General features: G+C 56.5%; 12 protein-coding genes. 7 read left to right on the top strand and 5 right to left on the bottom strand.

From position 1 onward, the window contains the following. The first annotated feature begins 29 nt into the window (after positions 1-29). Complete coding sequence (locus tag J7447_RS08430) at positions 30-530, top strand: hypothetical protein (RefSeq protein WP_055654213.1); 501 nt, start codon at positions 30-32, stop codon at positions 528-530. A gap of 216 nt (positions 531-746) precedes the next feature. Here J7447_RS08430 and J7447_RS08425 read toward each other — a convergent pair whose 3' ends face one another. From J7447_RS08425 to doeA, 3 genes are read right to left on the bottom strand one after another with little or no spacing between them, the layout of a single operon-like run. Further along, complete coding sequence (locus J7447_RS08425) at positions 747-1,475, bottom strand: GntR family transcriptional regulator (protein ID WP_022998681.1); 729 nt, start codon at positions 1,473-1,475, stop codon at positions 747-749. Further along, complete coding sequence (argE, locus tag J7447_RS08420) at positions 1,472-2,647, bottom strand: acetylornithine deacetylase (protein ID WP_022998682.1); 1,176 nt, start codon at positions 2,645-2,647, stop codon at positions 1,472-1,474. The genes J7447_RS08425 and argE overlap by 4 nt, the downstream gene beginning before the upstream one ends. Before the next feature lie 7 nt (positions 2,648-2,654). Then, on the bottom strand, positions 2,655-3,839 hold the full coding sequence (gene doeA, locus J7447_RS08415; RefSeq protein ID WP_209169309.1) for an ectoine hydrolase DoeA: 1,185 nt from the start codon (positions 3,837-3,839) through the stop codon (positions 2,655-2,657). A gap of 175 nt (positions 3,840-4,014) precedes the next feature. On the opposite strand from doeA, the gene eutB reads away from it, so the two are divergent. The 5 genes from eutB to J7447_RS08390 all read left to right on the top strand — a co-directional run bounded on the left by eutB (position 4,015) and on the right by J7447_RS08390 (position 9,527). After that, on the top strand, positions 4,015-5,022 hold the full coding sequence (gene eutB, locus J7447_RS08410; RefSeq protein WP_209169308.1) for a hydroxyectoine utilization dehydratase EutB: 1,008 nt from the start codon (positions 4,015-4,017) through the stop codon (positions 5,020-5,022). After that, entirely contained in the window at positions 5,012-6,007 is a 996-nt protein-coding gene (locus J7447_RS08405) for a cyclodeaminase (RefSeq protein ID WP_209169307.1), read from the top strand. Before eutB ends, J7447_RS08405 begins: the two co-directional genes overlap by 11 nt. Positions 6,008-6,024: 17 nt before the next feature. Next, complete coding sequence (locus J7447_RS08400) at positions 6,025-6,540, top strand: Lrp/AsnC family transcriptional regulator (protein WP_209169306.1); 516 nt, start codon at positions 6,025-6,027, stop codon at positions 6,538-6,540. A gap of 90 nt (positions 6,541-6,630) precedes the next feature. Continuing rightward, positions 6,631-8,127, top strand: a complete 1,497-nt coding sequence (locus J7447_RS08395) for an NAD-dependent succinate-semialdehyde dehydrogenase (protein WP_209169305.1) — start codon at positions 6,631-6,633, stop codon at positions 8,125-8,127. Positions 8,128-8,159: 32 nt separating this feature from the next. Further along, the gene (locus J7447_RS08390) at positions 8,160-9,527 is read left to right on the top strand and encodes an aspartate aminotransferase family protein (RefSeq protein WP_209169304.1); all 1,368 of its coding nucleotides are present in this window, start codon (positions 8,160-8,162) and stop codon (positions 9,525-9,527) included. Between the two features lie 76 nt (positions 9,528-9,603). Here J7447_RS08390 and J7447_RS08385 read toward each other — a convergent pair whose 3' ends face one another. Both J7447_RS08385 and J7447_RS08380 read right to left on the bottom strand, forming a co-directional pair. Further along, positions 9,604-11,820 carry an ABC transporter transmembrane domain-containing protein gene (locus tag J7447_RS08385; RefSeq protein ID WP_055654199.1) on the bottom strand — a complete coding sequence of 739 codons (2,217 nt, stop codon included), beginning with the start codon at positions 11,818-11,820 and terminating at the stop codon, positions 9,604-9,606. Beyond that, on the bottom strand, positions 11,817-13,463 hold the full coding sequence (locus J7447_RS08380; RefSeq protein ID WP_209169303.1) for an ABC transporter transmembrane domain-containing protein: 1,647 nt from the start codon (positions 13,461-13,463) through the stop codon (positions 11,817-11,819). The genes J7447_RS08385 and J7447_RS08380 overlap by 4 nt, the downstream gene beginning before the upstream one ends. Positions 13,464-13,737: 274 nt before the next feature. Here J7447_RS08380 and J7447_RS31265 point away from each other — a divergent pair, with 274 nt between their 5' ends. Then, a complete protein-coding gene (locus J7447_RS31265; RefSeq protein WP_286188992.1) occupies positions 13,738-23,919 on the top strand; it encodes a cadherin domain-containing protein in 10,182 nt (3,393 codons plus the stop codon). Positions 23,920-23,972: the final 53 nt, after the last annotated feature.

The raw sequence follows: 23,972 nt of genomic DNA, 5'->3' as shown, positions 1-23,972 counted from the left end.
CGTATTATCAGATAGTAAGGAAACCATTCATGTCTGGTAAGATCTCCTTCAGGAGGACCTATGCAGGGTACGGAGACAATGTACGACCATTTGAGAGGGCTAATGACATAGGGTCCGTTATTACGGAATTTCTTTGGTACGAAGGTTCCCCATTTTATCCTCTTGGCGATTTGATCTCCGCAAATATCAGTTCTGTCTGGCTTGGTGCGGGAGAGCCGACGAAAGACGACGAAGACAATCTGGATCTCGTTTTCAAAATGCCTGAAAGCGACGGGGGCAATTTTTTCGAAATCGTCCTCAGGTCGAACGGTGGCACTTCTTATGGTGGCTGGGCCTGGGGTCAGGATCTGGAAGTAACTGACACAGTGGTTTCCGGTCACAGAGTGCTTGTCGCTCATGCAAACGAACTTAGTGTATTTCTCGAATATTCTCTCGAAAAAGGAAAATACGTTCAGAGAAACGTAGAATCCGATTGCAAGATCACGACTTCTACAGTCAGAAAACTGACGAAAATGGCAAAGAGACACTGAATTTTTTAGGAATAACTAGGTACACCGAGCATATTTGAGGTGAAAACGCCACTTTTGTTTGAGGCTATTGAAAGGATTACCCGTTCAAAGAAGTTCGTTCATCTTCTTTGAAAGCCCGGGCCGCTCCCGGAAGCAACTGATTGTATCCCACCACAATCGCTTCCGGGGGCGGTCTTGTTCGTTCAACCAACCCCAGAAATTCCAAGATGCCCTTGGCTAACCAGCCTTCCGATCGGTGCTTTGTCGTGTAGCGGTTTTCAGTCGGTTGAACCCCATGGAGAGATGTGCTCGCCTAATCAAGGCCGCGGCCTGGAAGTCTCCAAGTCGCACAGCATTCGAAATTTCCGCGATTTCGCCGCAGAAGATGGCAACCTCTGTTGGCAGGTCCTTCTCATCTATCAAAGTCAGCCAGATGCGACAGGTCTTGTAGAACAGCTTTTCAGAAACTTCGCGCAGCGGCATGTTCAGTGTGAGCTGCAAAAAGGCCTGAAAGAAATCGATATTGAGTCGGGCAAAAACCGCACGATCCGGCGTTGAGCTCAATCGCTCCGCCCGAATTTTGAGACTGTTGAATGTGGCTTCCAGTTCAGAATCGAGAGACCGCGTGGCCAACCTGCCGGTCAATTCATTCAGCTCAAGCCTGAGTTCATAGACCTGCGCCAATTCTTCCAGATCCACTTCAGTCACCAGTGTGCCTACGCCTTGCTGCGACAACAACAACCCGTCTGCTTCGAGTATCTGCAGCGCCTTGCGCAATGGCGAGCGACTGACACCGAATTCGGATGCCAACGCCTCTTCACTCAGTTGCGTTCCGGGCGGATAGACAAGCATGCAGATCCGATCTCTCAGAACGGAATACATGATCTGAAACCGTTCCTGAGCGCTTGCAGCCTGGTTCAACAGTTCTGCAACGTCGGCCGTCGCTGTTATGTCCTGATCGGTCATGAGGCCTGTAACAAGGTCCTTTCCAGTCCCGTGAGCATGTCGAGACATTTATCGAGCTGGTCAACGGCCAGATATTCATCAGGCTTGTGCGCCTGTGCGATGGAGCCCGGGCCACAAACCACAACAGAAAGCCCCAGGGCCTGAAACAACCCGGCCTCGGTGCCAAATGAAACGACATCACACAGGTTCGCGCCAGTGAGCGATGTAACGATGTCCCTTGCTTCGTTTTCCGGCATCACGGCCAGTCCGGCGACTTCTCCAATAATTTCGGTGACAATCTCAGCGTCGGGATAAACGGACGTCATTTGAGGCAACAGCACGTCTTGGCAATAGGCTTCCAGGGCAGACTTTATCTGAAGTGCGTCCTGCATCCGAACCGGGCGCATTTCCCACTCCACCGCGCAATGCCGAGCAATGACATTGCGTGCAGAGCCGCCGTCTATCCGGCCAACCTGAAGTGTCGTCCACGGCGGTGAGTAGCGCTCGCTGTCCGGACCTGACTTGTCCTTCATGGTTTCTGCCAGTTCCATCATCCTGGTGATGAAAGCGGCGGCGACGTGGATAGCGTTGACCCCCTTGTCCGGTTCGGAGGCATGCCCATCGGTGCCGTGGAACGCTGTCGTATATTCGTAACACCCCTTGTGCCCCTCAATGACCCGCATTTCCGTCGGCTCACCGATAATCGCTACGGAGGGACGAATATCACTGCGCTTCAGTTCCTCAACCAGATGCCTGGCGCCAAAGCAGCCGACTTCCTCATCATAGGTCAAGGCGACATGCAGCGGCCGTTTCAGGTCGAGTAGCGCATAGTCCTGCGATTTCGCGAGGACCGCAGCGATATAGCCTTTCATGTCGCAACTGCCTCGCCCGTACAACAAGCCACCTTCTTCGCGCATCTGATACGGGTTGCAGGCCCACTCTACGGGATCTGCCGGGACGACGTCCGTGTGCCCTGACAAGACAATTCCGCCGGAGACATTTGGGCCAATTGTTGCGAACAGGTTGGCTTTCTTGCCGGTCGCATCCTTGGAAACCGTCACTTGAGCACCAGCTTCACGAAGCAGGGTCGCGGCAAAGCTGATCAATTCAAGATTGCTGTCTGCCGAAACCGTCGGAAAACCGATCAGGCGATCCAGTATGGAAATCGTCCGGGTCAACAAGTCCGAGCGCATCTGCACCTCATGACTTCACGAACAATCTGCGCGGCCTGTTGCACAGGCATTCTGCAGGTCCGTTTTCCTTGATGAGGATGCTCTCGGTGATTTCCAGTCCCCACCCATCCATCCAAAGCCCCGGCATGAAGTGAAAGGTCATGCCGGGCTTCAGAACGGTGTTGTCTTCTTCGCGAATGGAAATTGTGCGTTCGCCCCAATCAGGTGGATAGGAAATGCCGATCGGGTACCCTGCCCGCGCGCCACGCTCGATCCCCGCGGCCTCAAGAGGCTTCGCCAAAGCACGTGCGATGTCACCCGCGGTATTGCCGGCCCTTGCGGTGTCCAGGCCGGCTTCGAGGCCCTCGACCAACGCCTTCTCGGCATCAAGCAGGTACTGTTCCGGCTTGCCAAGAAAAACGGTGCGGCATAACGGGGCATGATAGCGGCGGAAACAGCCGGAGAGTTCGAAAAATGTCGCCTCCCCTACCTGCATGAAACGTCCGTCCCACGTCAGGTGAGGAGCGGACGCATCCGCGCCACTGGGAAGCAGCGGCACGATAGCCGGGTAGTCCCCCCAGGCGTCGTCCAATCCTCGGATGGCGTCGGCGTAGATCTCTGCAACAAGGTCGGCCTTGCGCATACCCGGCACAACACGCTCCAAGACGCCGTCCATGATTTTCTCGGAAATCCTGGCTGCCTTGCGCATGAACACGAGTTCTTCGTCGGATTTGACCGCCCTCAACCAGTTGACCATGCTTGTGGCGTCGATGAATTCAGCGTTCGGTAACTCACTTTGCAACGTCAGGAACGCCTTGGCCGAGAAGTAGTAGTTCTCAAGTTCAACGCCAATCTTCTTGTTTGCGTATCCCCTCAATTCCAGCAGCCTGGCAAGGTCCTGCATGGGGTGGCGTTCAGACGACTGAATGAAATGATCGGCGTAGGAAGCGACGCGTGCGTCGTCCATCCAGACGGTTCGACGGGCACCATTGGCATCCTGCCTGCGTCCCCACCAGATCGGTTCTTCGTCCAGAAAGACAACGACCCCCTGATGCACATAGAAAGACCAACCGTCATAGCCTGTGGTCCAGGCCATATTGGAAGGGTCCTCGAGAAACAGGACATCTATTCCCCGTTTGGACATGTCGGTACGGACAAGATCGAGACGGCGTTGATACTCGGCACTGCTGAAAGGAAGGTCGTGACCTGGCATGATTGGGCCTCGTCGTTTATTTGTACACAAATAAGAACTCAGCCATTTCAGAAATCAAGAAAATAAACACATCCGAATATCATCGCTTGCACTTTTTGGGTCATTTGTACACAAATGAGAATGTTCCCCCTTGCAGGATCTTCATGATGACCACGAGCGATACCGGAAACAGTCCATGCAACTGACGCTTACGGATATTTTCGAAGCGCGAAGAGCCATCGCCGGGCGAGTGGTCAGGACACCCCTCCTGCCCTCGCGATTCTTGACAGAACAAACCGGACAGCCATTTTTCCTGAAGATGGAGACGATGCAGCCAACAGGCGCGTTCAAGTTGCGCGGTGCAACGAATGCGGCCCGCAATGCGCCCGAAGGCACCACGACGCTCACATGCTGTTCGACCGGAAATCATGGTCGCGGTGTTGCCTATGCGGCACGGGAACTTGGATTGAACGCCGTGATCTGCATGTCATCCCTGGTTCCGCAGACCAAGCTGGATGGCATCAGAGCCCTTGGGGCTGAAACTCGGATCGTCGGCAACTGCCAGGACGATGCCCTTGCCGAGTGCCGTAAGCTGGGTCAGGCAACAGGCGTCTTTGAAATCTCACCGTTCGACGATCCATACGTGATTGCAGGCCAAGGCACCATCGGGCTTGAGATTCTGGAAGATGTTCCAAACCTCGACACGCTTCTGGTCCCCCTGTCAGGAGGCGGGCTTGCCGCGGGTGTCGCGCTTGCGGCTAAATCCATCAATCCACAGGTCCGGGTTGTCGGACTGACCATGGACAGAGGCGCGGCGATGAAAACATCGATCGACGCCGGCCGGCCAGTGGAAGTGCCAGAGGTGGCAAGCCTCGCGGATTCGCTTGGAGGTGGCATAGGCCTCGACAACCGGCTTTCGTTCGCAATGTGCCGGGATCTTCTGGACGAGATCATTCTGGTAACTGAAGACGAAATCTACCGGGCCATGCAGGCTCTTTATTACGAGGATAGTCATGTCGCGGAAGGCGCTTGCGTGGTTGGCATTGCAGCAATCCTGGCCGGAAAGCTGACCGCGCCGAAAGGTCCGGTCGCAACGATTATTACGGGTCGAAATGTCGACATGGTTCAATTCACAAAAGTCGTGACCGGTCAGGACGTTATGCTTGGGGACTATCTGTTGGAGGGAAAACGCTATGGCGCATGAAATCAGGCTGGTGAACGAGGCCGATCTGCGCCGGGCTGTTCATCTTGATCTTGAAGTCATCGACTGCATTGAAAAAGCATTTGCAAAGCTGGCAACCGGAACAGTCGTTATGCCTCCCGTGCTGTCTATGGCCCTGCCGGAGGTGAATGCGGAAGTTGATGTGAAAACCGCCTACGTGCCAGGTCTCGACGGTTTCGCGATCAAGGTATCTCCCGGCTTTTTCAACAACCCTGCTCTCGGGCTTTCAAGTCTCAACGGGTTGATGGTGCTTTTTTCGGCGCAAACCGGTCTGGTTCAGGCTGTCTATCTGGACAATGGTTATCTGACCGACATCCGCACGGCTGCAGCCGGAGCGGTTGCGGCACGCCACCTTGCGCCTGCAGTCGTTTCAACGATCGGCATTTTGGGAACCGGCGTTCAGGCCAGGTTGCAGCTGATTGCGGCGGCAAAGGTACGGCCTGCAGAAAGGGCGCTGGTCTGGGGACGAGACCGTGACAAGGCCAGAGCCCTAGCCAAGGATATGTCTGCAGCGCTCGGGATAGACGTGGTCGCAACCGAGGATCGGCAGCAACTGGTCGCCGACAGCCAACTTGTCGTCACCACGACCCCTGCGAAGGAGGCTATCCTGGGTGCGGATTGTCTGCATCCCGGCTTGCATATCACTGCAATGGGATCTGATCAGGAGGACAAGAATGAACTTGCTCCGGAGATCCTGGCTAAGGCCGATGTCCTGGTCTGCGATCGGATAAGCCAATGCGAAAAACTCGGAGAGCTGCGTTCCGCCCTTGAGAACCGCACCTTGCCGAATGTGAGCCGTGTACGTGAACTCGGTGAGATTGTTTCAGGCATGGCGCAAGGCAGGACTGGTGATGACGATATCACCGTCTGCGATTTGACCGGCACCGGCGTTCAGGATACGGCCATTGCCACGCTGTCTCTTGGCAAGGTCAAGAAGGCAAATGCGGGCACGATGCTCGTTTCCTGAACCGGCAAGAGACATTGATGCTGAAACTGGACAATCGAGACCTGGAAATCCTGAAGGTACTTGCCGAGGAAGGACGCATTTCCAAAGCGGATCTCGCAAAGCGTATAAATCTTAGCCCGAGCCCGTGCTGGAAGCGCCTTGAGAGGCTTGAGGCTGCTGGAATAATCGAGGGATATGGCGCGCGTTTCTCGCTCAAGAATATTGCGCCTCATGTCACCGTTTTCGTGACGCTCGAACTGGAACATCACCGCGCCGAATATTTTCAGGCCTTTGAGCGGGCAATCCGCAATTGCGATGAAGTCGTTGCCTGCTGGGCGATCGGTGGCGGGCTCGACTATCTGATGCAGACCGTCACGCGCGACATCGACAGCTATCAGCGGTTCATGGATGCCCTGCTGGACCGCGGCCTTGGCGTCGTTCGCTACTTCACTTACGTGGTGACAAAACCGGTGAAACAGAGCGCTGCACCAGCACTCGATATGTTGCTGGCCGGGAGGCTTGGAACAGATACAACTGCTGACAACCCCGAATAAGAACGAAACAGCTGCCAAGCTTGTCAAGAAAAGGCGTTTCGTTCCCGGGCGCCATTCTAGGCTCTGCTCACCACTTTGGAGAGCAACGCCATGCAGTCCCGAATCCTTGCCGAGACATCCCTTGAAAGCTCGCTTTTTCACCTGATCGACAACCATCACCTGGTAAAGCACTTCGCCTATGTCGGTGGACGTTGGGCAGCGGCACGTGATGGTGCCGTGTTTCAGGTAACCGATCCGGCGGATGGAAGTCTTCTCGGGGAAGTGACATCTCTTTCCAGCGCACAATCGGCCAAAGCTATCGATGCCGCCAATGACGCCTTCTCGAATTGGTCCACCTTGCTGCCTCAGGAAAGAGCATCCTTTCTGTCGGCCTGGCACGACTTGATCTTGGAAAACCGGGAAGATCTCGCTCGTCTGATGACGCGTGAGCAAGGAAAACCACTTTCGGAATCCCGCGGCGAGATCGATTATGCAGCCTCCTTCGTATCGTTTTACGCCGAAGAGGCCAAACGGCCGAATATCGAGAGCATCACTTCCCACTTGCCTGACGCAGAGATGGAAGTCTGGCGGGAACCTGTTGGCGTTGCCGCATTGATCACGCCGTGGAACTTTCCATGCGCGATGATCACGCGAAAAGCAGCTGCCGCACTCGCTGCCGGCTGTACCGTTGTCGTGCACCCTTCGCAGGAAACGCCGTATTCCGCACTCGCCCTAGCTGAACTTGCTGACCAGGCAGGGCTTCCGGCAGGTGTTTTCAACGTGCTTCCCGGGAACGCGGAAGACATCGTGAAACCGTGGATGTCAGACCCGCGCGTCAGGGCGGTTTCCTTCACCGGATCGACGGGTATAGGACGGCTTCTTTATTCGCAGGGTGCTCAGACTGTAAAACGACTTGTGCTGGAACTCGGCGGTCACGCCCCCTTCCTCGTGTTTGCAGATGCTGATCTTGACCATGCCGTCGATCAGGCAATCGCCGCAAAATTCGCAACATCCGGTCAGGATTGCCTCGCGGCAAATCGCATTCTGGTTGAAAGACCGGTCTACCAGGCGTTTTGCGAAGCCTTCACCAACCGTGTTGAAGCCTTGTCAGTCGGACCTGGGCTTGAAGATCCTGATATCGGACCGCTGATGCATGAGCGGGCGGTTGCCAAGCAGGAGGACCACGTTCGAGATGCACTCGCACGAGGTGCGCGCCTCCTCACCGGTGGCCACCGTCACACGGCCGGCCCATTGTTTTTTCAGCCGACCGTTCTGGGGGATGTTCCCGCTGATGCATCGATTTTCCGGGAAGAAACATTTGGTCCGGTGGCAGCCCTGGCAGCCTTCGATAAGGAGGAGGACGCCATCGCACGGGCAAACGACACCGAATACGGCCTTATCGCCTATCTCCACACGCAGGACCCGCGCCGCATCTACCGTGCAAGCCGCGCGCTTCAATACGGCATGGTTGCCGTCAATCGCACAAAAGTGACCGGCTATCCGATCCCCTTTGGAGGCGTGAAACAATCCGGCCTTGGCCGCGAAGGTGCCCGCTACGGACTGGAGGCCTTCACCGAAATCAAATACGTCTGCCGGGACTGGAGCTGACCTGGCCCAACCAACACTAGAAGGACTTGAATATGCTCAAGAACGACCAACTGGATGCCTGGGACAGAGAGAACTTCTTCCATCCCTCGACCCATCTTGCCCAACATGCGCGCGGAGAGAGCCCTAACCGGATCGTCACCGGTGGCAGCGGCGTCTATATCGAAGACCGTAACGGCACCAAACTATTGGACGCATTCGCCGGACTTTATTGCGTCAACGTCGGCTATGGCCGTTCCGAAATTGCTGACGCCATTGCAGAGCAGGCTCGTGAACTGGCCTATTACCACGCATACGTCGGCCACGGCACCGAAGCCTCCATCACGCTTGCACAAATGGTGATGGAGCGAGCGCCCGACCACATGTCCAAGGTCTATTTCGGACTGGGCGGCTCGGATGCGAACGAAACCAACATCAAGCTGGTTTGGTACTACAACAACATTCTCGGCCGCCCGGAGAAGAAGAAGATCATCTCGCGCTGGCGCGGCTATCACGGCTCGGGCCTGATGACCGGTTCTCTGACGGGCCTCGAGTTGTTTCACAAGAAGTTCGACCTGCCGCTTTCACAGGTTCTGCACACGGTCGCGCCCGACTATTTCCGCAGGGAAGACCTTTCCCAGTCCGAAGCAGAATTTGTTGCCTATTGCGTTGCTGACCTGGAAGCCCTGATCGAACGCGAAGGTGCTGACACCATTGCAGCCTTCATTGGCGAACCGGCCCTTGGTACGGGCGGGATCGTACCGCCCCCAAGCGGGTACTGGGAGGCCATTCAGGCCGTGCTCAAGAAACACGACATTCTGCTGATCGCAGATGAAGTTGTTTCAGGCTTTGGACGTCTCGGCACGATGTTCGGGTCAGACCACTACGGTATTCAGCCGGATTTCATCACCATCGCAAAAGGCCTGACATCGGCATATGCTCCCCTGTCCGGCTCCATCGTTTCCGACAAGGTCTGGAAGGTGCTGGAGGACGGTACCGACGAATTTGGTCCGATCGGCCATGGGTGGACCTATTCCGCACACCCGATCGGTGCCGCAGCCGGTGTTGCGAACCTCAAGCTTATCGAGAGTCTCGGCCTGGTGGCGAATGCCGGGTCCGCAGGTGCCTACTTCAAGAATGCACTTACGAATGCGCTCGGAGATCACGCCAACGTTGGCGACATCCGCGGCGACGGTCTGCTTTGCGCGATCGAATTTGTATCGGACAAGGCCAGCAGAACCTATCTCGATCCGGCAAGCAAAACCGGCCCACAGGTTGCAGCTGCCCTGTTGAAGGAAGGCGTCATCGGCCGGGCGATGCCGCAGGGTGACATCCTGGGGTTCGCCCCTCCCCTGTGCATTTCTGAAGCTGAAATCGACAAGGTTGTTGATGCAACCGTGAAAGCAGTAAAATCCGTCTTCTAAAAAGCGGCACCACCAAATAACAAAGCCCGTCGGAGCAACCCGGCGGGCTTTTTGGTATCTTCGGTAGGAAAGCTGCCTATCCGGCTTTCGCGGTCTGTCCCATGAGTGCCGGTACTACTTGTTCCGGTGGCCCCATCATCGCAATCTGGCCACCTCTGAGCACAACCACCCGGTTGGCCATTTTCATGTGGCTAGGCCGTTGGGTATTGATGAGGATGGTCGCCTTGCCCTTGAGGTCCTCGATCATCGCCATGAATTTCTTGTCGCCCTCGAAATCGAGATGCGTGCCCGGATTGTCGAACAGGTAGAGCGGTGCCGCCTTCACGAAGGCACGGGCCAAAACAATTCGCTGCTTCATGTTGTCCGGGATTTGCTTCAGGACCTCGCCATTGAGGCGCGTTTCAAGTCCGTTGAAGTTCTCCTCCAGGTAGGACAGCAAGCCAAGTTTACCGGTAACCTCGATCAGACGTTCGTCGGTAGCACCCGGATCCGACATCAGCAGATTCTGTTTTACCGTGCCGTAAAAGAAGTCGAGATCGTCGGGTGCATAGCCAATGGAGGAGCGCCACTCTGCGGTATCCAGCTGGCGCACATCCAGACCGTCAAACAGGATGGACCCCACCTGGGGCTGAAACAAGCCGATGACAGCCTGGAACAATGCGGTCTTGCCCGAGCCGCTCGGGCCCGTGATGGCAACGGTTTCGCCTTCCTTCACCGTCAGCTCAAGGCCCTTCAGCGAGGCTTCCGTTGCCCCTGGATACCTGAGGACGAGTGAGGACACTTTCAGATCGCCGCGAATGTCACGTGTGATTTTCGGCAAATGCCCCGGCTCGCGCTCGAGCTGCACCTTCATGAGGTTGTTGATCTGTTCGATCACCGTCCGGCTTTGCGCGAGCTGCGTGATGCTGAGAAAAGCTTGGTTCATCGGGTTCAGCACCCGCCAGCTGAGGGCCATTGTGGCAATCAGGGCGCCCAGGCTCATTTCTCCTTCCATGACACGCATTGCCCCGATCCCCAGAACCAGGACACCGCAAATGGTCATCAGCGTCTGCGACAGTGTCTGCAGCACATGCGTGATATGACGTGCATGGATGTTGAGTTTGTTGAAGTTGGTGGAAAGCGCCGAAAATCTCTCCAGCCAGGTATCTTCTACAGAAAGGTTCCTGAGAGCCCGCTGGTTGCGAAAGGTCTCGATCATGAAACTGTTGAGTTTCGACTTCTGCTCGCCAACGGCAGCGACTTCGCGCTGGACCTTGGGCAGGACATAAACGGCCAGCAGCGTGTAGATGGTCAGCAGTGCGAGCGGCGGCAGCGCAACAGGTCCGCCGATCAGGAAGATCGCGACAATGAAGATCAGCGTGAAGGGAATATCGACGATCGCGTTGAACAGCGAACTCTGGAATATGTCGCGCACGCTGTCGAAATAGCGCAGCCGCATGACCTGGGTGCCGATCGGCGCTTCGGACAGCATCGCATATGGAAGATGCAGGATGCGCTCAAAGGTCTTGTTGCCGACAATCGCATCAACCCGTCCGCCGAGATAGGATTGTAGCCATGTCTTCATTCTGCGCAGCGCAACTTCGCACAGAAGAATGATTCCAACGCCGACCGCCATGGTCAGAAGCACCTCGGTCGATTTTGCTCCCATTGCCTTGTCGTAAATCGCCATGATGAACAACGGCGGTGCAAGAGCGAGAATGTTGAGAACAAAACCGAGGGCCAGAATGGAGATGATACTGGTCCGGAACCGCTTGGATACGGTCGAGAACCAGCTTCGGTTATTTTGAACCTGCCCTTGCTCCTCAGTGTCTTCGGCGGCGAGATAGATCTCGTTTTTCAGAATATCCGCAGCAGGAACTGAAATTGCCTCTCCCTGACGGCCGGAATAGGCGCGAAACTCACCCGTTCCGGTTTTTCCAACGAGAACCTGAACGTCGTCCCTGGTCACGCGCAGACACGGCATCTGTGCATGGGTCAGTTCCCCGGCACTTCCATGAAAAGGTGTCGTCTTGACTGTCAAGCGGCTGAGGACGGTCCGCAAGACCTGGAAAGTTTCAATCCGGTCGAAGTGCGGCAATGCCTCGAACAGAAGCCGGTCATTGCCCTGCCAGCGCATCTCCCGCAAAAGCGGGATCAGGCACCTTTCGGCGGGCGCCGCACCGTCATCAGGAAGTCCTAGCCGGCTTGTGGCGGTCCCATCGGCTGCCAGTTCGGCCGACAGATCGCGCCACTGGCGGTGTACGGCGTTGTCGGCAGCGTGGACGTCTTCAAGGTTGAATAGCGGTCTGCTCACGCCGGCATCCCCATTTTCTGAGGTGTACCGGTTACGTTCATCGTGCCGAGGTCATGCACGCTGCCGTCCCTGAGTTCGTATTGGTGATCCGCGACTGCCAGCATGGAAGGACGGTGACTGATGATGATAACCGTCAGATAGCCCTTCAGACGGATCAGCGCATCGACAAGCGCCTTTTCTGCCTGTTGGTCCAGTTGCGCATTCGCCTCGTCCAGGATCAGGATCTTCGGCTCGCCTGCCAAAGCCCTTGCAATGCAGATCCGCTGCAAGGTAGCTGCAGGAACCTTCCCGCCCAGGTCTGACCCCAGCTGCGTTTCATAACCGCGCGGCAAGAGATGGATTTCCTTTTCAAGCCCGATCAGCTTTGCCGCCATACGCGCATGAGCGATGTCGGATACGGCACCGAACATCGTGATGTTTTCAAGGATCGTGCCGTTGAAGATAGCAGACTGGTTGTCGACGTAGGCAACGGTCTTGCGCAGTGCATGCTGGTGGAGGCCATCATAATCCTGCCCGCCGATCATGACCTTGCCGGTCGTCGGCGTCATTTCACCGGTCAGCAATTTCATGAGTGTGGACTTGCCGCTGCCGTCCGCACCGCGGAAACCGACAAATTGTCCGGCTTCGATTGTCAGATTGATGTCCTCGAACACCCGGCGCTGGCTTTCACCCAGTTCGACTGAAACGTTGATCAGGTGAATGGAACCGTCTGTATCGACCGACAAAGGCTCCTGCTGCGCAACCTCCGGCAGCTTGAAGAGCGAATTGACCTGAGCGTAGTCGTGCTTCAGTCGTTGCATGTCTGTCAGCTGGTTGATCGCGCGAAGGAAAGGCTGCACGAACTGACCGGACAGGAGTGTGCTGGCAGCGACACCGCCGACGCTGAAATTGCCATAGATGGCCATCAACGCGCCGCAGATGACCACAAAGATAGTCGTGAGGGTTCCGAAAAGTGCGGACGCATCCCTCGCCTGGCCGGACAAGCGCATATATCTGGAGCTGAGCTCTGCCGTTGCCCGCTGCAATCGCTCGAAGCGGCGCATGATCAGTGCTTCCATCGCCTGGGACTTCACGGTCTTGGCGCCGGATAGTACCTCCAGGATGAAATCGGATTTGCGATCGTCCTGATCCGCCCGGTCGGCGACAACCTGCTGCAGCACCTTGTTTCTGTTGAGGGCAAACAGCATGAAGATGCCCAGCAAGGTGATCGGCACCAGCGCCAGCGGCCCTGCGATAAAGATGAGCGCTGCCAGGAAGATACCCCCCGCAGGCAGGTCGATGGCGAGAAGGCGGTTCTGGTCGCCATAGTGATCTGCAACCGATTGCAGCGCCCGAAGCTGGTGCACCTGTACGGAAACAGGCGTTTTGGCAAACTGGGAAGGCTCGGCATCAAGCACCCGGCGGAAAAGTTCGGTGTGCGCCTGATGATTGAACCCTGCCCCGAGCCTGCCGACAACCGCGGTACGGGAGACCTTGATGACGGCATCGGCAATTAGAACGACAGCCACCCCGAGGATGAGCACAAGCAGCGTGTCGGTGGAAGCATTTGGCAGAACGCGGTCATAAACCTGAAGAATGGCCAGCGGCATCGCCAGCCCCATGACATTTGCGAAAACGGAAGCAACTACAACGTCGCGCGGCAATCCGGGCGAAGAAATCCAGCGTCCGGACGGAGAATGCCGGATCCTCAGACGAGGCAAAAAGAAAGATGAAAATACCGATTTCAGCATATGTGGGCCAGAGTCGTGTAGCTACTCGCTCAAACTGTGCTGATCGGGTTTAAAAAGCGTTTACCCTACGCCGTGTTTCCCGAATTTTATTAGAACTAAACTTCAGATTCCAAGAGGAATTTTGCGCTTTGTTAAGGACGCCGACGTTCATTGGCAATATCGGAAATTGTGCGGACGTGCGACCGAAATGGCAAGCGACACTCAGAATCGAGACACCCAGGAAAACACCTCGTCAGAAGGTAACACTACGGAAACCAGGACGACCCTGAATTCCGATAGCATCCTGCATTCGGGGCTTCTCGATAATCGAGATGAGCATCTCGACAAGGCGCACGACTATCATCTCGACCAGGACATGGGCGAATCCATGGAACAGGTCAACGCCAACCTGCACCTTGGAAGCGACGAGGAAGAACAACGCTACGTCGAACAGGAAGACCCATCGTCCGGCGTGCAAGGTATCGGGTTTGAGGATGATGGCACGGAGCTTTCTGCGCTTGAAAACAGCGATGCAGTCAATGCATACGCTGAGCAATCTTCCGACAATTCAAATGGCACACAGGACTTTTCAGGGTCGAACAGCGACGATTTGCCGTTGGGCGGCGGCACGTCCGCAAGCATAGCTTCTGCTCTGGATGATGGATCGAACCAGACCTATTCGAATGGCTCCGCAACCACCCCGGGCGACGGCACCTTCAGTAGCCAGAATGGCCAGGTGCAGTCAGGCGCAGGTTTCGATGACGGCAACGACGACCTTGCTGCGGGCATCGTCGCTTCCGATTTGTCTGCGGTCACCGATATCGATGCAACTGAAAACGCCGTTGACGAAAATTCAGCAGTCGGATCTGCAACCGGCATTCGGGCAAGCGCAACCGCCGCAGAAGGGGCCAGCGTAACCTACAGCCTCCTGGACGATGCGGGTGGTCTGTTCTCCATTGATCCCGAGACGGGCATCGTTACGGTAGCAGGTTCGCTCGATGCCGAAACGGCTGGAAGTCACCAGATCATCGTGCTTGCCACCGGATCCGACGGAGCGACGCAGACAGAAACCTTCAAGATCAATATCCGTGACGTGAACGAATACGACGTCAGCCCGATCAGCACGGTCGGCGCTGTTGCGAACACAATTTCCGAAGGTGTAGACGGCGGCAGTCAGGCTGGCATCACTGTTGTGGCGACCGACCGGGACGTGAGCGACAGTGTCTCCTACTCCATAGACGACCCGCGCTTCGTCATCGATGACCAGGGTGTGGTCAGCATTGCCGAAGACGCCGTGTTTGACGCTGAAACCGAAGCGACTGTCTCCTTCACTGTGACCGCCACCTCCACCGACGGCTCGCAGTCCACGCAAAGCTTCACATTGAAGGTCGAAGACGAAAACGAATACGCTACGTCCGCAGTTCAGGACACAGACACTTCCGCCAACACCATCGCGGAAGATGCTGCAGCTGGTACGCAGGTGGGCGTCACCGCATTCGCCGAAGACAAAGACGTAACGGACACCGTCTCCTACACCGTCGATGATCCCCGTTTCACGGTTGATGAGAATGGCGTCGTTCGAGTTGCGGATGGCGCGAGCTTCGATGCCGAAACCGAAGGTTCCATCGATGTCATCGTGACAGCAACCTCTACCGACGGTTCGACCTCGGAAGAGACATTCACGATCGCGGTATCTGACGTCGATGAGTATGACGTCACCGCGGTGACCGATACGGATTCTTCGGCCAACACCATCGCGGAAGATGCGAGCGCGGGCACCCAGGTTGGCGTAACTGCACTGGCGATTGATGCAGATGCCACAGACACTGTCTCCTACTCCGTCAACGACGCACGTTTCACTATCGATGAGAACGGCGTGGTTCGGGTTGCTGCCGGCGCAAGCTTCGATGCCGAAACCGAAGGGTCCATTGACATCACTGTCACGGCGACCTCTACCGACGGTTCGACCTCGGAAGAGACCTTTACGATATCGGTGTCTGACGTCGATGAATATGATGTCACCGCCGTAACCGACACAGATACATCTGCCAATACAATTGCAGAAGATGCTGCAGCTGGCACGCAGGTGGGCGTCACTGCATTCGCCGAAGACAAGGACATCACCGACACGGTTTCTTATTCGGTTGATGATGCCCGCTTCACGGTTGATGAGAACGGTGTCGTTCGGGTTGCCGCCGGCGCAAGCTTCGACGCGGAGACCGAAGGGTCCATCGACATCACCGTGACCGCTACCTCTACCGATGGATCGACTTCGGAAGAGACCTTCACGATCTCGGTGTCAGACGTTGATGAGTATGACATCACCGCGGTGACCGACACAGACACTTCCGCCAACACCATCGCGGAAGATGCTGCGGCTGGTACGCAGGTGGGCGTCACTGCATTTGCCGAAGACAAAGATGTGACGGACACCGTCTCCTATTCCGTGAACGACGCCCGTTTCTCCGTTGACAAAACCGGCGTGGTTCGGGTTGCAGACGGCGCGAGCTTCGACGCGGAAACTGAAGGGTCCATCGACATCATCGTGACGGCGACCTCGACCGACGGTTCGACCTCGGAAGAAACCTTCACGATTGCGGTTTCCGACGTCAACGAAAGCGCCGTTTCCGCTGTCACCGACACGGATTCCTCGGCCAACACCATCGCCGAAGATGCGAGCGCTGGTACGCAGGTTGGCGTGACTGCCCTGGCAACTGATGCAGACGCCACCGACACGGTTTCTTATTCGATCAACGACACCCGTTTCACCGTTGACGACCATGGTGTGGTTCGGGTTGCGGATGGTGCGAGCTTCGATGCCGAAACTGAAGGCTCCATCGATATCATCGTGACGGCGACCTCCTCCGATGGCTCGACCTCGGAAGAGACTTTCACGATCTCCGTTTCTGACGTTGATGAGTATGACGTCACGGCTGTCACCGACACAGACGCATCTGCCAATTCCATTGCAGAAGATGCTGTCGCAGGCACACAGGTTGGCGTCACCGCATTCGCCGAAGACAAGGACATTACCGACACGGTCTCCTACACCGTCAACGACACCCGTTTCACCGTTGACGAAAACGGCGTAGTTCGGGTTGCCGATGGCGCGAGCTTCGACGCCGAAACCGAGGGCTCCATCGATATCATCGTCACGGCGACTTCGACTGACGGTTCGACTTCGGAAGAGACCTTCACGATTTCCGTTTCAGACGTCAACGAAAGCGCAGTCTCCGCTGTCACCGACACGGATTCTTCCGACAACACCATCGCGGAAGATGCAAGCGCGGGCACCCAGGTCGGCGTGACGGCCCTGGCAACGGATTCAGACGCCACCGATACCGTCTCTTATGCTGTCAACGACGCACGATTCACTATCGATGAGAACGGCGTGGTTCGGGTTGCTGACGGCGCAAGCTTCGATGCCGAAACTGAAGGGTCCATCGACATCATCGTGACGGCGACCTCGACCGACGGCTCGACCTCGGAAGAGACCTTCACGATTGCGGTTTCCGACGTCAACGAAAGCGCCGTGTCCGCTATTACCGATACCGATTCTTCCGACAACACCATCGCGGAAGATGCAAGCGCGGGCACTCAGGTCGGCGTGACCGCCCTGGCAACGGATTCAGACGCCACCGATACCGTCTCTTATGCTGTCAACGACAGCCGCTTTACCATCGACGAAATCGGTGTGGTTCGAGTTGCGGATGGCGCAAGCTTCGACGCCGAAACCGAGGGCTCCATCGACATCATCGTGACGGCGACCTCCACCGATGGATCAACTTCGGAAGAGACCTTCACGATCTCCGTTTCTGACGTTGATGAGTATGACGTCACCGCCGTGACCGACACAGACGCATCTGCCAATTCCATTGCAGAAGATGCTGTCGCTGGCACACAGGTTGGTGTCACCGCATTCGCCGAAGACAAGGACATCACCGACACGGTCTCCTACTCGGTAGACGATAACCGGTTCACGGTGGACGAAAACGGCGTAGTCCGCGTTGCAGATGGCGCGAGTTTCGACGCCGAAACCGAGGGCTCCATCGATATCATCGTCACGGCGACTTCGACTGACGGTTCGACTTCGGAAGAGACCTTCACGATTTCCGTTTCAGACGTCAACGAAAGCGCAGTCTCCGCTGTCACCGACACGGATTCTTCCGACAACACAATTGCAGAAGATGCAAGCGCAGGCACCCAGGTCGGCGTGACGGCCCTGGCAACAGATGCAGACGCCACCGACACTGTCTCCTACTCCGTCGACGACGCACGATTCACTATCGATGAGAACGGCGTGGTTCGGGTTGCTGACGGCGCAAGCTTCGATGCCGAAACCGAAGGGTCCATCGATATCACTGTCACGGCGACCTCCTCCGACGGTTCGACCTCGGAAGAGACCTTCACCATCGCGGTGTCTGATGTTGATGAGTTTGACATTTCAGCTGTTACCGATGCCGACACTTCTGCGAACACCGTAGCGGAAGATGCTGTGGCAGGTACCCAGGTTGGTGTGACCGCATTTGCCGAAGACAAGGACGTCACAGATACTGTCTCATACTCGGTGAACGATACGCGCTTCACTGTTGATGACAACGGTGTCGTCCGTGTGGCTGAGGGGGCGAGCTTCGATGCAGAAACCGAAGGTTCTATCGCCATTATCGTGACGGCGACCTCAAGCGATGGATCGAGCTCTAAAGAGACCTTCACAATCGCTGTTTCCGATATCAATGAAAGTGCCATTACTCCCGTAACTGATACGGACGCAGCGGCAAATTCGATTACCGAAGATGCCGCTGCCGGAACGCAGGTTGGTATCACGGTTCTTGCGACCGACAGCGACATCACTGACACGGTATCCTACTCGGTAGACGATAACCGGTTCACGGTGGACGAAAACGGCGTAGTCCGCGTTGCAGATGGTGCTTCTTTCGACTTTGAAAGCGAACCCAACATCACTCTGACGGTGACCGCGACGTCTTCAGACGGCTCCACGTCTTCGGATGCATTCTCGGTTTCAGTAACCGACGTTGCTGAAGACTATCAGCTCGAAGACGGCGGCCAGACCTTCACCGATGTTTCTGTCGCTGAAACCAGCATCATTGGCGGCTCCGGTGACGATACCATTGTGGCACACGCCGACGGTGGCAACGTCGATGGCGCAGATGGCAACGACACGATTGCCGGAAACAATGCTGCCGATACTCTTGCAGGTGGTGCGGGTGACGACACGATTGAAGGTGGCGCCGGGAATGACACGATCTATGGTGAAAATGCACCTGTGTCCGGCACCTGGCACTACCAGGTTTATGATCACAACTTCAGCGGCGATGCCGGCCAGACTGTCGACATCTCCTCAGGTACTCTGATCGACGAGGGAACGACGGATGCGTTCGACCTGGACACAATTGTCCAGGGTGCGCGCGGGTCGACTGATAATCCTGAAGATTTTGGTGTCATTCTGACGTCCAACTTCACCGCCACAGATGGCGGCACCTATCGTTTCTCCACCCGCTCGGACGATGGATCCACCATCGAGATCTTCGATGCATATGGCAACCGACTGACGTTCACCAACCAGAACGGTACGCAGACCGACTATCTCGACAACGATTACCACCAATCAGCGACCACCCGCTGGGCAGACGTTGATCTGGAACCAGGTGAGATCTACACCATTGTCGTCAAGGTCTGGGAGAACCAGGGACAAGAGGTTCTCGATGCAACTGTAACGCCTCCAGGCGGAACGTCAGTAGACCTGTTCACCTCCGATTTTGTCAGTGCGGCCGCGGTTATCCCGGGGGACGACACGCTGACGGGCGGTGCCGGCGACGATATGATTGACGGTGGGCTAGGTACTGACACAGCGGTCTACAGCGGCAATTTCGCTGACTACACCATTACCGAGAACGAAGGCATCTTCACCGTTACGGACAATCGTCCAGGTTCTCCCGATGGTACCGACACCGTCGTGAATGTTGAAAACTTCCGGTTTGCCGATGGCGATGTTCTTTCGGGCGATTTGATCGCGCAGGATATTTCTGCCGTTACCGACAAGGACAGCAGCGCAAACACGGTTGCGGAAGACGCTACTGCAGGAACGGCTGTCGGCGTCACCGCGTTCGCTGAAGATGGAAACACGTCTGATACTGTGTCCTACACCGTAGATGACGATCGCTTTGTCGTGGACGAAAACGGCGTTGTCCGGGTTGCGGATGGGGCCAGCTTCGACGCGGAAACCGAAGGTTCCATCGACATCGTTGTAACCGCCACGTCTTCCGATGGCTCGGCTTCCGAAGAGACATTCACGATTGCCGTGTCCGACGTTAACGAATACGACGTCTCAGCCGTTTCCGACACCGACGCCGCGACGAACACGATTTCCGAAGGCGCATCTGCCGGGACACAGGTTGGCATTACAGCACACGCGAGTGACGCGGATATCACCGCGTCTGTGAGCTATTCCGTCGATGACAGCCGCTTTACTGTCGATGCGAACGGCGTCGTCCGTGTTGCCGATGGCGCCAGCTTCGATGCAGAAACCGAAGGATCCATCGACATTGTCGTGACTGCCACCTCCTCTGACGGTTCCACGTCGCAGGAGACCTTCTCGATTGCCGTTTCCGACGTCAACGAGGGCGCCGTTTCAAACGTCACTGATACGGACACCTCTGATAACACGATTTCTGAAGCAGCAACTGCCGGCACTCAGGTTGGCATCACGGCCCTGGCAACAGATGCAGATGCCTCTGACACGGTTTCTTACGCCGTTGATGACACGCGCTTCACAATCGATGAAAACGGTGTGGTTCGGGTTGCAGATGGTGCCAGCTTCGACGCAGAGACCGAAGGGTCCATCAACGTTACCGTGACCGCGACGTCTTCTGACGGCTCGACTTCAACGGAAACCTTTACCGTAGCGGTGTCTGATGTCGACGAATTCGACATTTCCAGCGTGTCTGACGCAGACATCTCGGCAAACACAATCGCAGAAGATGCGGCCGCAGGCACACAGGTTGGTATCACGGCGTCGGCAAGCGATGCCGATGTCTCTGATACGGTTTCCTATGCTGTCAACGACAGCCGCTTCACCGTGGACGAAAACGGCGTGGTTCGGGTAGCGGAAGGTGCGAGCTTTGATGCGGAAACCGAAGGGTCAATCGACATCATCGTGACGGCAACTTCAACCGATGGCTCAACCTCGGAAGAAACCTTCACGATCGCCGTTTCCGATGTCAATGAAGTTGCCGTATCCGCGGTGACCGACATCGATGCGACGGCCAATGGCTTCGCGGAAAATGCCGGAGAAGGCACCGCAGTCGGTATTACTGTTCAGGCAACGGACAGTGATGTGACCGACACAGTAACCTATACGGTGTCCGATAACCGGTTCACCGTTGGCGACGATGGCCTGGTAACGGTAGCCGCCGGAGCAACGTTTGACTACGAGAGCGAACCGACCATCAACCTGACGGTGACCGCGACGTCTTCTGACGGCTCCACGTCTCAGGAAACCTTTGCTCTTTCGGTTGCCGACGTCGCTGAAGCCTATCAGATGGCGGAAGGTCAAACGACCTTCACCGATACCGGCGTCGCCGAAACATCCATCACCGGCAACGACAGTGCCGACACGATTACCGCTCATGACGACGGCAGCACCATCTACAGCGGTGCGGGCGACGACACGATCTATGGCGGCGCAGGCAATGACACCATCTTGTTCGGCGAAGGCAACGACGTCGTTTACGGCGGTGCGGGCGACGATTTCATCGATGATGAGCGTGGCACCCAGCCGAACACCGGTGACAACTACCTGGATGGCGGCGAAGGTAACGACACCATCTTTGGCGGCAGCGGGAACGACACACTGATCGGCGGCGCAGGCAACGATAGCCTGTCCGGCGAAAATGACGACGACACCCTTCTGGGCGGCTCAGGCAGCGACAAGCTGTACGGCGGTGCCGGAAACGACACGCTCGAAGGTGGGGCCGGCAACGACTATATCGACGGCGGAAGCGGTACAGACACCGCAATCTATTCCGGTAACCGTTCCGACTATACCGTTACCGAAAACGCGAACGGCACCTACACGGTAGTCGACAACCGGTCCGGCTCGCCGGACGGAACCGACACTGTCGTCGGAGTTGAGAACTTCCGCTTCGCGGATGGCGACATTCTTGCAGGCGATCTTGTCGCGAAAGATATTTCTGCGGTTTCGGATACGGACGGTTCTTCCAACAGCATCGCTGAGAACGCAGGTGCTGGCAGCACTGTTGGCGTAACAGCCTTTGCCGACGACGCGAACACCTCAGACAGTGTGACCTATACTGTCGATGACGACCGTTTCACGGTTGACGAAAACGGTGTGGTCACCGTCGCGAGCGGTGCGAGTTTCAACTACGAAACCGAGACGGAAATCACGATCACCGTTACGGCAACTTCCACAGACGGATCGACATCGCAGGAATCCTTCACGCTGGATGTCAAGGATGTGGCAGAAGACCTGCAGCTTGCAGACGGCGGCGCCACCTTCACTGACACAGGTGTGTCTGAAACATCGATCAGCGGCGGGTCTGGCAACGACACGATCACGGCCCATGACGACGGTGGCAACCTTTATGGTGGCGCAGGTGATGACACGCTGATTGGTGGCTCAGGCAATGATACGCTGTCCGGTGGAATGGGTTCCGACACGCTTCAGGGCGGCGATGGCGATGACACGTTGATTGCCGGCGACGGCGCTGCCCCAACAAACGGTGGAACCAATACGGTTGGCGCTACCTACTCTCTCATCCACCTGGGAACCATGGCGGATGTCGACACGGATGAGAACAACGGCGTCAGCGAGAATGCCTCCAGCCTTCTGGGTTCTTATGGCGATGCAGGTACCCCCCTCTACACGCAGACGGTGAGAGCAACCGCAAACGACACCAATGGTGACGGGGTACTGGCGGACAACGATTTCAACGGCACGGCAGAGACCCTGACAATCGGCGGCACGAACTATGCTCTCGATTCCCTGCAGACCTTCGATGCGACCGTCACGTTCACGGACGGAACCACCGGAACCATCTCGGCGGTCGTCATTCAGCTCGACAATGGTGATGTCTATCTGGCTCCGGAATACATGTCGAATGCGGATTCCGACCTGCTTTCCAGCAAACCTATCGTTGGGATTTCACTTGATACGCTGACCATCAACGACGCTAGCATGTACGCCAACAGGCTTGACTCCGAATACCAGGTTCCGGGCGACACGCTCGAAGGCGGTGCAGGCAACGATACACTGATTGGCGGTGACGGCGCGGACATGCTGGAAGGCGGCTCCGGCAACGATACCATCGACGGCGGCAAGGGCGCGGATACCGCCATCTATTCCGGTAACTGGGAAGACTACAACATCGTCCAGAACGAGGATGGCAGCTACACGATTTCCGATCTTCGCTCCGGCGCTCCCGACGGTATCGATACGGTGTCCAACGTCGAGAACTTCAGGTTTGCCGACGGAGAAATCCAATCGGAACATCTGATCGATCGCCCAATTAGTGATGTGACCGATACCAACGCGTCTGCCAACACAATCCACGAACTGGATGGTGCCGGCACACAGGTTGGGATCACCGCTTTTGCCGACGACCCGAACGGCGATGCAGTTACCTACACTCTGAGTGACGACCGCTTCGAGATCGATGCCGACGGCAATGTCACGATTGCTGACCATGCGTTCTTCGACAGCGAGATTGAAAATTCGATCGATCTGACGATCACTGCCACTTCCGCGGATGGATCCCAGTCGAGTGAATCCTTCTCGATTGCCGTTACCGGCGAATATGACGTCACCTACAACGATACTGACGAAAGCAATACCGGCAGCGGTGCAGGCTACGACTATACGTACCACCTTGACGGCGCCGGTGGTGATGACGTTATCGAAGGCGGTTCAAACAACGACAGGATCGAAGGCGGCACCGGTAACGACAACATTTCGGCAGGTGACGGCCGCGACCTTATCTTCGGTGGCGACGGGCACGACAACATCAGCGGTGGCGCTGGAGATGATGTGATCATCGGTGGTCTTGGCAACGACAACCTGAGCGGTGGTGACGGTTCCGACCTGTTCATGTACGGCCTGGGCGACGGCAGTGACACCATCAACGCAGGCATGGGGGCCGGTTGGACCGACGTTATCGATCTGGGTGGTGGTCCAGGGATCACTGCCGCCGGCGAATACGGTACGGACTGGACAGTGACGATCACCAACGGCTCGATCGAGACAACAGACCTTGAAAGCGGCAGGCTCGACCTTTCCCAGGATGCCGATGGCTATATCGACTTTGCAGACGGCAGCCGTGTCAACTTCAACGATGTTGAGGAAATCCGCTGGTAGCTGATGTCACCGGACAGCGGTAACTGACGAAAAGCCCCGCCGGAAACGGCGGG

This window comes from Labrenzia sp. R5_0, from assembly GCF_017743835.1.
In the GTDB taxonomy this organism is placed as follows: domain Bacteria; phylum Pseudomonadota; class Alphaproteobacteria; order Rhizobiales; family Stappiaceae; genus Roseibium; species Roseibium algicola.
The sequence above is the reverse complement of the archived record's forward strand: the minus strand, read 5'-3'. Positions and strand labels throughout refer to the sequence as shown.